The 17,185-nt window shown below is 34.1% G+C and carries 7 protein-coding genes; 3 read left to right on the top strand and 4 right to left on the bottom strand.

Annotated features, from left to right (window positions below; genetic code table 11):
- Window positions 1-644 precede the first annotated feature (644 nt).
- Together AW729_RS08505 and AW729_RS08500 are read right to left on the bottom strand one after the other, a co-directional pair.
- Entirely contained in the window at window positions 645-4,709 is a 4,065-nt protein-coding gene (locus AW729_RS08505; protein WP_112124711.1) for a right-handed parallel beta-helix repeat-containing protein, read from the bottom strand.
- A gap of 322 nt (window positions 4,710-5,031) precedes the next feature.
- On the bottom strand, window positions 5,032-12,117 hold the full coding sequence (locus tag AW729_RS08500; RefSeq protein WP_112124710.1) for an Ig-like domain repeat protein: 7,086 nt from the start codon (window positions 12,115-12,117) through the stop codon (window positions 5,032-5,034).
- Window positions 12,118-12,627: 510 nt separating this feature from the next.
- On the opposite strand from AW729_RS08500, the gene AW729_RS08495 reads away from it, so the two are divergent.
- The 3 genes from AW729_RS08495 to AW729_RS08485 are packed head-to-tail and all read left to right on the top strand — an operon-like array spanning window position 12,628 to window position 15,365.
- On the top strand, window positions 12,628-13,860 hold the full coding sequence (locus tag AW729_RS08495) for an NOP5/NOP56 family protein (RefSeq protein ID WP_162685871.1): 1,233 nt from the start codon (window positions 12,628-12,630) through the stop codon (window positions 13,858-13,860).
- A 12-nt stretch (window positions 13,861-13,872) separates the two neighbouring features.
- A complete protein-coding gene (locus AW729_RS08490) occupies window positions 13,873-14,538 on the top strand; it encodes a fibrillarin-like rRNA/tRNA 2'-O-methyltransferase (protein ID WP_112124708.1) in 666 nt (221 codons plus the stop codon).
- A gap of 53 nt (window positions 14,539-14,591) precedes the next feature.
- Window positions 14,592-15,365, top strand: coding sequence for an exodeoxyribonuclease III (locus tag AW729_RS08485; protein ID WP_112124707.1), 774 nt, complete (start codon window positions 14,592-14,594; stop codon window positions 15,363-15,365).
- Window positions 15,366-15,444: 79 nt separating this feature from the next.
- Here the strand turns inward: AW729_RS08485 and coaBC are convergent, their stop codons facing one another.
- Both coaBC and AW729_RS08475 read right to left on the bottom strand, forming a co-directional pair.
- Window positions 15,445-16,608: a bifunctional phosphopantothenoylcysteine decarboxylase/phosphopantothenate--cysteine ligase CoaBC gene (gene coaBC, locus AW729_RS08480; RefSeq protein WP_112124706.1), complete on the bottom strand. Its 1,164-nt coding sequence runs from the start codon at window positions 16,606-16,608 to the stop codon at window positions 15,445-15,447.
- A gap of 9 nt (window positions 16,609-16,617) precedes the next feature.
- Complete coding sequence (locus AW729_RS08475; RefSeq protein ID WP_112124705.1) at window positions 16,618-17,172, bottom strand: PsbP-related protein; 555 nt, start codon at window positions 17,170-17,172, stop codon at window positions 16,618-16,620.
- Window positions 17,173-17,185: the final 13 nt, after the last annotated feature.

The raw sequence follows: 17,185 nt of genomic DNA, 5'->3' as shown, positions 1-17,185 counted from the left end.
TTTTTAAATTGGACATTAATAGAGTAGAATAATTAAAAATAAAGTATTTATTCTGATTCTTTTAATAAAGCATTCAAATTAATTATTACACATAGTTATTAAGCTATATATATATGGAAGAAATGTTATAAATCATTTATCCTAAATTTAATCGAGTAAAGTTTAATTGTTATATCATTGATGTCAGAATGATTTTAATAACATTTTTTCTTCTTTTAATTAAGTTGATATTCCAATTATTTCAGACTGTAACATACTTTTTTTGGCTAATGAAAAAAATTCGATTGATGGGATGAGAAGTACTGGAATAAATCCAGTAATGAATGCTATGAAATAAGAAAGACAGATAATTATAAAATAACTAGTACTGTTAGATTTACGAAACTTGGTCAAAAGTATTTTAATATTAGCCAGTATATTGGGCTTTTTTTGCCATCCACTGCATGCATGTTGGAAGTCGAGATTATTATTACATACAACCCCCCACCGTTAGCAGTGAGGCTGTTTTAAGGGAAAAATGACCCATACAACAGCATTAGAAATATTCGCTAAATAGATAAAATTAACAAAAAAACAAAGTTTCAGGAGGAGAATAAAATTAAAGATGATTTCTTGTCTGATTAAAAAAATAAATTAAAGAGGAGTTAACTGCTAACCACAAGTATGTCCTTAAAGTCTACTCTTGCACCTGTTAAACGGTTATTTCCACTATATGTCACAGTGATCGTATTGTTTCCTATCAGTGACTTTGTTATAGGTATTTTAATATTCACTATACCTTTCTGTGGAACGGCAACTATTGGATTGCCGTCGGCATCTTTTACAGTTACGCCCTTAATTTTTAGTGCCACCTTACCAGATACCGCGTTATGAGTTAATGATTCATTGGTTATGCGTACTTTCATGGTGATATTTTGACCGACCTTAGCACTTGTCCTGTTTAACTGTATCACCGTCTTCATAGGATATACATCAAATGCCCTTTCTGCTCTGGCAGATGTCAACGTATCTGTTCCACCATATACAAACTGTACGACGTGTTTCTGGAATACACTGTAGCCTACCGGTATTACATAGTTGTATGTTGCCATTCCATTTATGATGTTGCATGTTCCTATTGTTAATCCATTGATTTTTACTGCCACCTTTCCACCGGTTAATGCCTTGCCGTTTTGTGTGAATTTTGCCTTGAAGACGATAGGTGAACCGATTGTTGCATTGGAGTAGTATACCGTGGCCGTTACCTTGTTTTGTATGCCAAGTATTGTTGATAACTCTGAAGGAGCGAATTGATCATTTCCCTGATATTTTATTACAAGAGGTATTGTTGTAATAGGACTGTTTGAAGGTATTTTATGAGAGTAAGTTGCCTTTCCATCAGTTAAGGTTTTTGTGGCAACTTTTGTACCGTTTAATATGAAGTCCACCTTGCCGTTCATGTTGTTTCCATATATATCCCTTACTGTGGCATTCATTTGAACTGTTGAACCCGGAGTTCCAAGTACCTTATTTGCAGTTATGACAGTCTTTGTTGCATTTTTGGTTATTGTGGCTGTTGCACGTGCAGTTGAGTTCTGGAAGTTCGTACCACCCATCACTACGATAATATCATAATTGGCAGCTCTCCAATAGGAAGGTATCTGATAGACAACACTTACCTTTCCATCGGTTATCTTGCTTTTTCCCACTACAACATCACCTAACCTGAATGTTGCCGTTACGTTGGATAAGTCTTTTGTTCTTGAACTCATATATGCTATTAGAGTAATGTTTGAACCGACAATTCCATCAACATTCTTTGCACTGCACTTTATTGGATATAGGTAATTGTTTTGAATCAATGCTTTTGATTCATTTTTTACTGCCCTGTCACCGAATGTCTTGTTTGATTGAAGCGAATTGTTTGTTATGTTGTTTTGTACGCAATCCTCTCCAACCATCACAGCCCATAATGCATTGGTTTTTATCGTATTGGCCGTTATTGAATTATTGTGTGATTTTTTACTTAGATATACCCCATAGTCACCACTGTCTATTACCTGTTCGTCAATTGGAGTGGTTGTTCCATAGTTTTTCATAGTTATGTCGAATATGTTTTCTCTGATGGTGTTATGTGTTGAAAGAGTACTTGCAACTCCATATGGTTTTGTTCCCTTCACCTTGAATATGTTTTCACATATTTTGTTGTAATTTGAATGATCCAAGAGGACATTATATGTGGAGGATGCCTTACTGGTAACGTTGTTGTTTGTAAAGTTTAAGCGTGCAGTTGAATTAAGTACTAATCCATAGCCGTAATCGGCGTAGTATTTTGCACTTCTTCTAGGTGTTATTGTGAGGGTGTTCTGATTGACTGTTGTGTCAACACTGTTTGTTCCTGCGATAAATCCGGTTGTGGAGTATCCTCCAAGAACCTTGACCGTATTTTTTCTAAAGAGGTTGTTTGATGAGTTCAATCGGAGAAGCGTACTGGCAGTAGGAGCTCCCACAACACTCATTCCAATGGTGTATGGTGCATAACTGTCAAGGTATACCTGATTGTATGTGACGTTGTTTGAATGACTGTCATAGTAGATTTTTATACCTGTCAAACTGTTTTGTAACTCCTCGCTTGGACGGATATAAGACTTAAATTGGGATTTGCTGCTTATGATATTATGGTCTATTGCATTTGATGAGGAATATATCATAACTATAGCGTGTTCATGCTGGATATTCTTTATTGTTCCAAGCCTTTCGCTAAACATTATCTCTCCATAATCCTCATAAGGATTATTGCCCTGGTTGATGAGGACTGTGTTGTTTTTAATGGTGTTTATGTCCGATGTGTATATGAATATTCCATCATTTACGTAGTTTCCACTTGTTGAGATGTTATTGTTGGATATTGTATTTCCACTGGATGAATATACCAGTATTCCAATACTTTCGGCCAAGTCATAATTGTCTATTGTTATGTTGGTTATGTTACAATTGTTTACCTCGATAAGTTCTATTGCATGTCTGTTTACGTTGTTCGTTTTTTTGGTATTGTTTATTCTGATATTTCTCAGACTGCTTAGTGATGCATCCTCAGATAATATTATGCTTCCCATGTTGATGATACAGTTTTGTCCGACGACATTTACCTGATTTGTAAACTGGAAATCAACGTCATTAAACACTCCTTTTAGGGTGATGTTTGAGTTTGGAGTAATTACAGGCTTTGAGATACCTTCGGCGTTGAAGTATGTATGGTAGTTGGACATAGTTACTGTTGCATTGATTCCCTTTTCAACCACAACAGAACCGATTAGTGCCGTTGGTGGCAGATAAGCATTTACCAGTCCACTTCCCTTACTTGATAACAGTACATTGTTTTTTGTTACGTTTACATGGATTTCATCCTCTTGAAGGGAGCCGGCCTGTGAGAAGTCTATCGCATATGTTGATTTTGAGTTTATCTTGTTATTATGTACAAGTATGTTGTTTACACGTTTAGTCTTTGACTGTTTTTCAAAGAGTATTCCTGTTTCCTGACTGGTGATGTTGTTGTTTGTTATGTTGATGTTCTTATGGGCTCCTTTGGAGTATATTCCATAGCTGTTTGATGAAGTGATGACGTTGCCGTTTATCTTTACGTTGCTTGAAGCTATCTTTATTGCCGGAGAGTTGACTGAGTTAATTCTATTATTTTCTATTGTTACATTAGCATCTCCGGTATAAACACCTACGGCTGACTGATCTACAGTAATGTTGTTGTTTACTACAGTACATATTCCACTCGTATGTACTGCCTGCATAATTGCATGAATGTTGTTTTCTATGATAGTGTTGTTCTTATTTCCCTCACAGGACACTCCCCTATGTCCACCAAGTACCGTGTTTTTTCTTATGACGTTGTTTGAACCCATGACTTGTATAGTATAGCACCATACCGTATCTCCACCCAGGACATAGTTTCCCTCGATGAGGTTGTTATCGCTGTATCCTCCCTCCATAAATACTGAGCCGTAGACGCTCAGATATATGCCGTTTGCGAATGTACAGTTTACCCTATTGTTGAGTATGCTGTTGTGGTGGGATGTTGTCAATACCACCGCACACTGCTTATAGTTTGAAAATAAAGGGGGATTATCAACCCTTTTACTGGTTATGTTGTTGGATTCTATTGTTGAATTCATCATCCTGTCACATACTATGCCGTATGCATATAGGTTCTGTACGAATACCGTGTTATTATATACCGTGGCGTTGGTTGTATGGTTGACGAATATTCCCAAACCGTACTCGTTCGTATTATTGATGTTGAGGTTTGATACCCTGCAGTTTTTGGCAGTTACGGATACCGTACAGTTGATAAGTTTAGCGTTTTTATTTATGCTGGTCAATGTCAGATTCTCTTTGTCCAAGGTGAAATTGACGTTTTCAAAGCTTCCTTCCAAGTTGATGGTATCCCCGCTATAGACAAGTCCCGTAGTGGCTGTCATGTTTGTTTTTGAATCTTCCTTGAAGTATTGGTTATAATTATCCCTTGTTAGCCTGGTTGTAATTGCCCCTTTCTTAATGTCTTTTGCATCTTCATAAACTTCTACTTGATTATTATCTGTTTTTTCACCGACAAGTGAAGTAGTCGTATCGTCAACATCAGTAGTGTTTGAATCTGCCGATACTACAGATAATGATAGAAGCAATATCATCAGAAGAAATAATAAATAACTAGCCTTCATAAATGCATCCCCCTAATAAAAAATATTTGATTAACATTCAATAATATTAATTTGTTTATTTGAATTAATATAAATTTTATCCGATTTTAACATTCAATCACGTGCTAAAGAAGATGAACATGAACGTGGAATGAAGTTATACCATGGATGAAAAAGCAATGAATCTTCGAAAAAAGAAGACATGTCCCCTATATCATGTCCTAAAAAAGAATTAATAATTTGATGAGAAAATAAAAGGTATTTCTGAAGGATATATTAAAATACAATAAAAAAAAGATGAAAAAGATAAAAAAATCTAATATAAATTAGACATAATATCTTTTTAGTTAACAGTCAAGACTTTAGTATCTTCTAACCTATCATAGTCCGAGGATGAAAAGACTGCCGTTATGTTGTAATCTTTAGCTTTCATATCATCAGGCAAAGTGTATGTTACACTTACTTGATTGTTGGATACCTTGGCATAGATTACCTTGCCGTTAGCATCTTTGACTGTTTTACCGTTAATCTTGAAGACTACTTTACCACTGCTGATTAGCTTATCCCCATCGGTTATTGTAGCTGTCAATGTGATGGTGTCTCCAGCACCGGCGGTTATGCTTTCTGTTGTTAGTGTTGGTACTGATTTTGCTACTGTGATGTCTGTTTTTTGGCTTGTCAGTTTAGCACATTTTGTTGATCCAGAGTATATTGCTTCTATTGTTGTGCCTTCTTTTGTCCAGTCAGTTGGCACTATGTAATTTTCGATGGTTGCAGTACCGTTTACTACTTTTACATAGATTACCTTACCGTTAGCATCTTTCAATGTTTTTCCGTTTACTTTGAATGCTATTTTACCTGCATTTATGCTAGTTATTGTCTGATTATTGGCCGTGATTCTCGCGGTTATGTTAATAATATCCCCTGCTGTTGCTGTTATAGGATCTATCGTTAATGTTGGTGATTGTACTGTGATGTCTACTGTTTTTGTTGTGGTGTTATATTTGCCGGTTGGATCTGTGTAGGTTATTGTCAGTGTCTTATCGCCAGTGGTTGTTGAAGTATAGGTTATTGCATTGTCATCTGTAGTGTATGTGTTTTCACCGTCGGTTACTGTGACTGTTCCTGTTATTTCTCGTCCGAATGCATCTGTCGGCGTTATTGTTAAAATGTTTTCTTCATTTACCACTATCTCTTCAGGTAGTATTATGTTATCCAGTTTTGAAATGTAGCCTGTAGTGGTAGGCGTGTTTGATTTTTTTGTAGCTGTTGTATCTACTGCATCGTTTCCCACCAAGTCCAATGATTCAATGTAGTTATTGCTTACTTCTCCTTTTGTATATGTTACTTTGACTATCGGTACGCCATTTTGGGTTGTATTGACTAGTACAACATTATTTTTGAAATTTACACTTGCTTTATCAACTACTATTGGAGTTGAAGCTTTATCAGTATTAACAAAGACTCTGCTGGATTCAATAGATGTTTTACTGTTAGTGCTGACAACACGTATTGCGGTATTATCATCCCCTTCAATCGTCATGTTATTATTATTGAAAGTAGGGCTTCTCAAATTATTTAAATATAATGCATATAATGTATTATTGTTACCGGTAGATATTAAATTATTATTCGTTATAGTAGATTTATAGTTTGGAGTATTGAGTACTATCAATTCCTGATTATCTGACTGTGTGTATATGTTATTTTCTGTAAAAGTAACCTGTGCATCATTGATTAGTAGTACTGATTTATCTGTATTATTTATGTTGATATGATTGATTTTAATGTTTTTAGCCTGATTTAATGTAATGGTTCCATTGTATATCGTGTAATTGTTAGGATTTGTCAATTCAAGGTTTTGTTGGTCAAATATCATGTTTTTGTTGTAGATATCTGATCCAAGTTCAATTACATCTGCATCAAAGATGAATAGTTCATCTTCAAATAATTCCCCATAATTATCATCAGTCAATACCATGGTCAAGGTTTGTACTGGAATATTATTCGAAATAGTGACATTTTTGTTTTTACTTACTGCATGATTTCCCTTCAAATCTATTGATTCTATATAGTTATCTTTAACTGTGTTTGTTTGATCTACTGGTGCTTCTTTTATGATAATTAATGGTGTTGTACCTTGTAGGGTATTGGTGGTGATATTATTCTTTTCTATTTTTATATAGTTATCATGTGACTGATAATCAATTACAACAACTTTATTCTCACTTGTAACATTTATATTGTTATTTTCAACTGTTAGATTATTAGTTGAGTTTTTGATTAATATTACAACAGTATCTGAAGAGTTAACTGTTATATTATTATAATTGAGCCTAGCTATATTATTAAATACTGTACCATTACCATTTAATGTAATATTATTGTAGTCAATTGTAGAACCACTAATTACTTTTGCTTGATTAATCCTGTTTTCCTGGTAAATGTTGGAGTATCTTATAATTGTGTTGATTACTGAAGATATCCTATCATCAGTATTATTAATAGTTACATTATAAATAAATGACTCAGCACTGGAAAAAACAGTACCATTATATATTTCTGTATTGTTTATTCTTGTTGAGCCGTTTAAGACAAATGCATAATCCTTGTTTATATTTTTTATTACTAGATTGTCCACGTAGTTGGAATTATCAGTGAATGTTATGGTTGAATTATATATAGTATACTTATCAGGGTTAGTCATGTTCGTTTTCTGGATAAATGTCAAGTCCTTATTATATAAGTCTGAACCCAGTATTACATTGATAAATGGTGTTTCCTTTATAATTCTGGAATTCTCATCAAAGTACTGGTTATAGTTTTCATCGGTAAGTATTATATCTTCATCCGGTGCATTATCAATAACAGTATTTGATGAATCATTGTTAAATACTGAGTTATCCCCCTCTTTTTCACTTGCATATAAGATATTTCCTTTAACAAGTGTATTTGAGGTATTGTTCAATATTACAGTATACTCCTGATTTGTGTTGATAGTATTGTTGGTTATGTTAATGCTATCAGAGTTATTTATGTTCAATGTTTCATTGATTATGTTTTTAAATATATTTATGTTATCAGACTCTATCAATGTTATGTTATTAATCTTATTTTCCATTAACGTTGAGTTTTTCAATGTAAATTTCATATTGCTACGGAACGTATTTGAACTGTATATAGTATTTGATTCTTCTAATTCAATAAATGTGAATTCGTTAGAATTAAAATCGGTTCGATTGAATATGTTGTTTTTGGAATTACTTAACACGACTGTTGCATCATTATTGAATGCAGAAAATGTGAAATTGTTGTTGTCAGAATCCGTGATTATAAGAGGATTGCTTGTATTGTATCTATTTGTCTGGAATATGGTATCTGTCACATTAGATATTATACACCCTACACCTTCACCTTTTATATTAATGTTTTGGGCAAATATGACGCTGTTTGTAGTATTTTCTATTACAATTGCCGTAGAATTAGTAAGATTATGATAACTTTGAGAAGTTATTTGAAATTTTTCAGAATTATACACATATAATAATTGTGATTTAGATAAATCATCAGCCTTATTTGAACCTGTAATTTCACTATCAATACGGTAAATAGTATTGTTCGTTCCTGTTATTTTAATACCTGTAAATGAGTTGGTTGTGGTAACATTAAATGTCAATGTTCCTGCTGAATTAAAATTATCACCATTGAGGGTTATACCGATAGTATTTGTAGCATTGGAATTAAACCAGGACATACTTATCGTGTTATTATCACAGGTTTTGTTTTGTTGATTTATTTTTATGAAGCTGGTATTTTCAGCATTAAGCGTGATGACAACACGATATAAATAATTGTCCAATGCACATTCATTATTGTCAATGATGATACCGGTTGCTGTATCTAAGGCATTAACTGTAATATTTGCATATGAAAGGTTAGTGCTTGAAATGTTGTCTGCATTGACAAGTATTCCCATAGCATTTGTTGCATTGACTGTGATTTTATTTTCTTCCATATGATTTGATACTTTGCTTCCGGTAACATTAACTGCAACAACATCACTTCCTTTAATGTATATTGTGTTATTACGGATGGTATTTGAATCTGTTTGAATTACTTTTATAGCAGTAACAACTGCACTGGAAGTAATATTAATAAGGTTATTTGAAAATTCAATGTTATTTCCGTTTAATATTACCGCATCCATATCACCACTATTATCAGAATATATTTTAATATTTTTAAGTATTGATCCATCGGAATTAACGTTTATTGCATTTGCAACACCAGTATTGTTGATTGTGATGTTAAAAATAACAAGCCGAGAATCATTGCTTAAGATTGTCGCATTGTATAATACGGCTTCATCTCCAGTAATTGTGTATACGTTATCCCTAAATTTGAAGTCTTTATTATAAAATTCGCCATTTAATGTTATGTTTGCATAATTTGGTATTAAATTTGCATTTACAAATCCATTTTCATCAAAGAATTGGCTGTAGTTATCGTCAGTAATGACAAATGTTTCATTGTTTAATGGCAGGTTATTTTCTATAATATTGGTTTTAGTAGTATAAACCGCATTATCTCCACACTTGGTTAATGAATAAATAATGTTATCGGTTATTGTGTTTGATTGACCGGTTACATTGATGGAGTATTCATAGGAGGAACTTACATTATTACATGTAAAATTATTGTTATCACCCGTGATTAACACATATTCTGATTGTGTGTTGGTTATGTTATTTGACTGACCGCTGATGGTTAGGTTAGTGAATTTCAGGTCATGTACATTGTTGTTTGAACCGCTGATGATGAGATTGGATATGTTGTTGTCATTGGTTAACTCCCTGTTACTTGAATCGAATGTCAGATATTCGAAAGTATTGCCGGTTAAATTATTATAGTCTGATAATATTGCAGTACCGAATGTATTGTTGTATGCATTTACATTAGCCAGATGTGCATTGTTAATTTCGTTGCCATATGCTGTTGTATTCTTGAAACTTACGTATGTATGACCGTTTGGGATTTTGTTGTTGGATATTGTGACGTTGTTTATGTTTGCTCCACCCCATTGATTGATGATTACTTCTCCACCATATAAAATGGTATTGTTGTCTATGATTATGCCATTACCTTCTAAAGCTATACCATAACAAATCATCTGTACGGATGCCTTGCTTCCATCAATATAATTGTTTCTTATGGTGATATTGTTGTTTAAATAATCACCCACCACTGGAACTGTATTATATGTGGTTAAATAAACGATATTTCCAACATTGCCCTCTGCAGTCACGGTATTGTTTTCAAATAAACAGTTTTGAGCTCCGGCAAATACAATATTACTATGTCCACCATTATCCTTGGTTAAAAACATACTGTTTATAACCGTGACGTTATTTGAATTATTTCTGATACTGAATGAACCTACTCCCATTCCAGAACCTTGATTCACGGTTATGTTGTCTATGAAAAGATTACTTGCACCTTCAATGCTCACACGGGTACTTTTAAGTCTTATGTTTGTAATGTTGGAATTGGAACCTTCCGGTAAAACCTTGAAAATACCCCCTGAATAACCACCGTAACTATCTGTAGATCCCGTATGGAAAATCAAAAGGGCTTCTCCATTAGAAGAGGTTATATTGACAGGCTTATTGATTATTAATGAATAATAAGAACTGTCCAACTGTGATGTTATATCGATAACATCCCCCTCAGATACATTATCATTAAGGTATCCGTTAGTTATATAAGTGTCATATGTTGTTTCATTTAAGACAATTGTTTTTGGTGATGTTTTGGGTGAAGATTTGAGCTGCTTATTATTAATTAGGTTATTTGAAAAAAAAGATGAAGAGGGATTAATCCACTCACTTAATGCATGATTGTTACTTACATCTGTTTCTTCCCAGTCATCATAAACAGAATCATCCCCATCCAACTGAGTATCAGTTGAATATGAACTCATATAATTATCATTCACTCCATATTCATCATAAAGATTAGAAGAAGTTAAAATAATTGAATAAATATCCCCACTATCATCTGTTTCAGTAACATTTATTATATTATCATTAATGTTTCCTTCCATGTCAACACATGCCAACAGATAAATACCTGTTGTGACTGGCTGAATAGCTTCAACCACATTCTTCAATGTACGATCATTACATGTTGTTACATTAATCTTATTTGCTGTAATATTGGATAAATCCATGATTGTAGCTGCTATTCCCATAGCCTTGTTGGCAGTCAGATTAATTTTGTTATCCTCTATTTTTATGTTATCAACATAATAACATTCAATACCATATGCAATGGTACTGGTTAAATTGATTGTATTGTCTGTTACGTTGATGAAATTGGTTTCCGTATCAATAGTGATATTCTGTGAAATTAGATTGATACCATAAGCCATTGATTCGTTACTTCTTATTGGAGTTTCTGACGTGTTTAGACAAGTACCATTTATCAGATTTCCAGTAATATTTGAATATGTAATATTATCCAAGTTGATACCACAAATGTAATTTGTACCGTTTAAATAAACATCATTGTTTGTAATGTTTATGTAAGTTACGCCCTCACTTACAGATATACCATAAATGTACTCCGATCCGTTGACTGTAATGGTATTATTATCAAATACAGAGTTTGTAGTTCCTGATTTGATTGTTAGTCCTTCGACTGTAGTGTATTCCTCCGGAATACCGTAATCGGTTGCATTCAATACTGTAATGATATTGTTTGATACGTTTACTGATTCGGAATTTAATACCAATACACCGGATAATTTGGCATCACTTAACCATTTTGTAGGTGTAATGTTATACCAACCTAATGCTTGTGGAACTCCTTCGACTGTTAAAATATTGTCAATAATATTTACATTTTCAGATGAATTAACAAATACTGCCTGTATTTTTCCATGTTCTGTTCTCTGGTTAGATATAGTATTGTTAATGATGTTTACATTACTTGAACCGGAAGATACTGTGACAACTATACCGTTGTTGTTGTCATTATAATTGTTTATTGTTAATCCTTCTATTGTTATGTTGTTTCCATCAGCATTGAATGCTACATTGGTTAATTGGAAATCGGTAGAACTATGTACAAGTACATTGTCATTTAATGTTAATGTTTGATAGTTATATCTGTCATCCTGGATATCTAGAACTTGATCAGAAAAAGTTGTTTCAATATCCCTGTTGCCGTTGGCATTCTGATTTATATCAGAATTATATTCAGAATTACTTTGTTCTTGGACATTTGTTTCTATTTGTGGTGTATCAACTGCAGGCGTTTCAATAGAATCGACTGCAACATCATCAGATACATCTGTTGCATTGACGATAGATACACATGCCAGTAGTACTAATCCAAGTACAATCAATTGTTTTGAAAATGATTTCATTTTCAATTACCTCCATTTGTTATATTATCATTGGAATATTCTCAACTTATTAAATAATTCGACAATTACGGCGGTTTTATTTTAACAAGAACTTAGAACATCCCCTATTTTAAATTTGAAAATAAATTAAAAATTCATTTATTTCATATACTTTTCGTACTAAAAAACTAAATTAATCATTAGTTTAATAAACAAATTGAAAATATGAATATGTTAAATGATTATTAAATTTAATTTATTTTCAATAATAATTTTTGTAATATATTATAATAAAATTATCTATTTAACATAGTTATTAATAATTAAAAAATTAAGGAGAATTATTGTAATAAACAATAGTTTTATCATTATTTTGAAAAAAGATACTTATGTACAATAACATAATAAAAAATAACTAAACTAATAAAGCCATAATGAATATTAATGCTTAATATTAAAAAAAAGTTTCATCGGATTTAAAAATTAAGTTGCTGCAAAGCATAATTAATTATGAAAATCAAATTATTAATTATGAAGGTCATTATTATAACAACAAATTTTGGATTCATAGCATTGAATGAAGACTATGAAATTGCGTCATCAAAACTATTACTTGATGATGGTGCCAGCCTTATTGAGGCTATTGATAAATGTATACTCACTTCATATGAAGTTGAATTTATAGATGAATTATCCTCCAGGTATGACGATATCCTGATTGAAACGAACAAGCCATTGAATGCATATGAAAGCCTTGAATGTTTTGAAAATATCATGGTAGAAAAGGGCAATTCTTACGGCAAACACGTAAGGGACAATTTATATGATATCATAGGAGATATCTCCGGCTTCAGCAATGAAAAACTGCTGGAGATTGCACATAATCAGTACATGGAAGCAAGCAAGAACAAAATTACCGAATCGGTTAAAACCAATGACGTGATGATAGTTGAAACAATCAATGCATTGGAGGACTTGGAGGACAGTACCGGCAGGCTGATTGAAAGGCTGCGTCAATGGTGTATGCCATATCTTCCGGAGCTTGACAAGCTGCATAACCATCAACTGTATACCAGGCTGATAGCTTTTGAGACTACACGTGAAAACATTAGAAATTCACCGCTGCTTGAAGGTACCGATGTGACGTTAAGCGACGAGTACGATATTCAAATGAATGATAATGACCTTGAGATAATCAAATCATTTGCACTTAGCTTAAACGCTTTATATGAGAGCAAGAATACATTGGAGGAGTATATTCAGGAGAAGGTGCATGATGTTGCACCGAATCTCTATGATGTCGCCGGTGCCAACCTGGCGGCCAAGCTGATTGCCCACTGCAATGGACTTGAAAATCTGGCGAAGCTTCCTTCAAGTACCGTTCAGATTATAGGTGCCGAGAAGGCCGTATTCAGACACCTTAAGACCGGTGAAAAACCTCCGAAGCATGGGCTTATCTTCCAGCATCCTGCTATTCGCGGATCCAACTGGTGGCATAGGGGAAAGCTTGCACGTGCTGTGGCGGGTAAAATTACAATTGCCGCAAGACGTGATGCATTTACAGGTGAGTACAGTCCTGAATTAAAAGAACAGCTGGATGAACGTGTTGAAAAAATTAAAAAGGACAATCCATTCCCTGAACGTAGGAATAAAAAATCAGTTGATGATGCAAAGCAAAAAAAGGGCAAAAAATCCAAAAAGGATAAACGAAAGAAATCCAAACGTAACAAGAGAAAACTTAAAAAAGGGGAATATACATATTAGGAGGTTTGAGTTATGCAGATAAATAAGATAGGTGAAAACGTATACCAGATAGATAATCAGATTGCTACTGTTAACTTAACTCCAGGAGTGCAAGTTTATCAGGAAAAATTGTTGGACTATGAGGATAAACAGTTCAGGTTATGGAATCCCCGGCGTTCGAAATTAGCGGCGGCCATCATCAACGGCCTTAGTATATTCCCATTCAAAGAGGATTCTACCGTATTGTATCTGGGTGCTTCGGCCGGTACTACCCCTTCACACATATCGGACATATGTACAAATGGAAGAATTTATTGTGTGGAATTTTCGGCTACGATGATGAGGGAATTCTTGGATGTTTCCAAGAATAGATGTAATCTCTTGGCACTTCTTGAGGATGCAACCCATCCATCAGATTACCAGGCCCTTGTTGAGAGTGTTGACATAATATATAGTGATGTGGCACAGGCTACCCAGACAAAATTATTCCTGGATAATTTTAAACTATTTGCAAGGGAAGATACAATCGGCATAATAATGATTAAAGCCAGAAGTATTGATGTGACTAAGAAGCCAAGTGTTATTTTTAAGGAAGAAAAAAGAAAGCTGGAAGAAGGTGGCCTTAGAATATTGGAAGAAATAAAACTTGACCCATATGAGAAGGATCATATTGCATTTATTTGTGAAAAATACTTTTAGCGATATTTGTTACTAATGAAAATGAAAAGAAGAATATAATGAAGTGAGTTTATATGACAATAAGACTAGTATCATGGAATGTTAATGGAATCAGAGCGGTAAGCAAAAAAGAGGAATTTTGGAGTTGGCTAGACAATACTGATGGTGACATAATCAATTTCCAGGAAGTAAGGGCCGAAAAATCAAAAATTCCAAAAAAGGTATTGAATATAGAAGGATACAGCACATACTTCAATGAGGCTGAAAAGAAGGGATATAGCGGTGTTGGAACATACACGAAAATAGAGCCCATTAGTGTCAGGAAAGGACTTGGAATAGAAGAACTGGATAAGGAAGGAAGAGTTCTTCAAATTGAATACCCCGACTTTACATTATTTAACATATACTTTCCCAACAGTGGAATGGAAGCAAAACGACTGGATTACAAGGTAGACTTCTGCGAAGCACTACTTGATGTAATGCTGGATTTAAAAAACAACGGCAAAAACGTCATAGTAACAGGAGACTACAACATTGCACATAATCCCATAGATGTCTACAGCCCACAAAACTGTGAAGGAAAATCAGGATACCTGCCGGAAGAAAGAGCTTGGCTTGACAAAGTTGAAGAGGCAGGATTTATCGATACATTCCGATTATTTGATGAAAGTGCCGAAAACTATACATGGTGGAGCTACAGGACACGTGCAAGAGAACGTAATGCAGGTTGGAGACTTGACTACTTCTACGTCAATGAGGAAATGAAGGACAACATAACGTCTGCCGGCATATTGAGTGATGTCTACGGATCAGACCATTGTCCAGTAACGCTGGAATTGGAATTTTAACAATTCTTAAAAAACGAGTAAATATAATCAAATCATAAAATCATTTCCCAAAAAATGATAATTCAAAAAAAGAGAGGATTTAATGTGAATTATACAATTCACTTATTTTTTCAACTATTTTTTGTGATATATTTCTCTTAGAGTCAAGAGGCAGTTTATCACATGACTTTTTATCCACAAGATAAACTTCATTACTATTAGAACCAGGTTCACATTCAGCCCTTGAAATGTCATTGGCAACCATCAAATCAACACCATATTTCTCGATACGACTTCTTGCCCTATCGATTAGGTCATCTTCAGTTAATCCGGATTCTGCCTTAAATCCAACGGCAAATATGTCGGGATTTAATTGTTTAACCTTTTCCAATATTTTGGGTAATCTGACAAGACTTAATGTAACATCACTATCTGACGAAATCTTGGATGTACTATCATTATCAGGCCTAAAGTCAGATATGGCCGCTGCAGATACATAAATATCCATATCATCAACGAGCTCCGTGACAACATCAAGCATTTGCCGTGTTGATTCTACGTGAATGCTATTGAAATTACTTGGAATATCATTCTGTGTTCTTCCGCATAATAACGTGACATTAGCACCCTGACGATAGAATTGCTTAGCCAATTCAACGCCCATTTTACCGGAGCTTCTATTTGTAATGATTCTCATCGGATCAATTGATTCAATCGTTGCCCCGGCAGTTATCAGAACATTTTTATTCTTGAATGTTGCATCAGACAACATTCTCTCTACTTCCAGTACAATATCTTCCTTTGATGGGAACTTGGCCTTTCTTTCGGCATTGACCGGTTCCATGAAATGTACCTGAGGATGTTGATTTTTTATCTTATTGATGTTTTCCTCGATAGCCCTGTACATTGATATGTGCATTGACGGTACAAATAAGATGGGTGTATCATAGCCGCTGGCAGTCAGCAATAGCGTGGTGACATTTGTATCGGCAATCTTATTTGCAAACTTGCTTATGGTATTTGCCGTAGATGGTGCAACTAGTATTAAATCTGCCTGTGCATTGGTAACATGTTCTACATAACCCGTTATTTTTGTATTCACAGGATTTTTGGTTGCAAATTCCATTGATAATGGTGTGATTAATTCACATGCTGAGGGACTCATGAAACATTCGACTTCAAAACCGCTACGCTGCAATTGATGTACAAGTTTTAAATCTTCCACTGCCGCTATACTTCCGGTAATACATAGAATAATCTTCATAATATCCACCTATTTAAATAAGTTGGTTACCTGATCAATGATGGACTCTTTAGGATCACTTTCTAATACAAATGATGATACCACATCATCATAGGCCCCCTTATATTGTTCATAATTTTCAACCGGAGCCGAATATAATATCACATACATCTTACCGTCACTCATTTTTGTCCATGAGGCAATGTGTTCTTTCTGTAATCCATTCTGATCACTTACTATGTATCTGTGAAGGGTTAGATTCTTGTTTTTTAATGTTGTCTTATTTTCCTGTATGTTTGTATATCCCGGCATCATCGCCAATCTTTTATTGTTTTCCGCATATGCCTCTTCTAATGTAGAACCATACTCTGAAGGTACCTGTTGAACAAGTATCGATATACTACTATCCTTAGAATATGCTATGGCAGCAATTGTACCTTCAGCCACACTTTTTACTTGATTCCAATCATCAGGATATTCAAATCTTACACCATTCTGTTCAAAGTTGGCGGCACTTACAACCATGCACCCTGACATGCCTACAATAACCAATAATGAAATTAATAATAACTTTTTATTATTCATATATTATGTCTCC

The sequence above is a fragment of the Methanosphaera sp. BMS genome (assembly GCF_003268005.1).
Classification (GTDB): domain Archaea; phylum Methanobacteriota; class Methanobacteria; order Methanobacteriales; family Methanobacteriaceae; genus Methanosphaera.
The sequence above is the reverse complement of the archived record's forward strand: the minus strand, read 5'-3'. Positions and strand labels throughout refer to the sequence as shown.

Coding starts and splice junctions, on each gene's coding strand:
- AW729_RS08505 (WP_112124711.1), bottom strand. CDS start 4,709: ATGAAGGCTAGTTATTTATTATTTCTTCTGATGATATTGCTTCTATCA.
- AW729_RS08500 (WP_112124710.1), bottom strand. CDS start 12,117: ATGAAATCATTTTCAAAACAATTGATTGTACTTGGATTAGTACTACTG.
- AW729_RS08495 (WP_162685871.1), top strand. CDS start 12,628: ATGAAGGTCATTATTATAACAACAAATTTTGGATTCATAGCATTGAAT.
- AW729_RS08490 (WP_112124708.1), top strand. CDS start 13,873: ATGCAGATAAATAAGATAGGTGAAAACGTATACCAGATAGATAATCAG.
- AW729_RS08485 (WP_112124707.1), top strand. CDS start 14,592: ATGACAATAAGACTAGTATCATGGAATGTTAATGGAATCAGAGCGGTA.
- coaBC (WP_112124706.1), bottom strand. CDS start 16,608: ATGAAGATTATTCTATGTATTACCGGAAGTATAGCGGCAGTGGAAGAT.
- AW729_RS08475 (WP_112124705.1), bottom strand. CDS start 17,172: ATGAATAATAAAAAGTTATTATTAATTTCATTATTGGTTATTGTAGGC.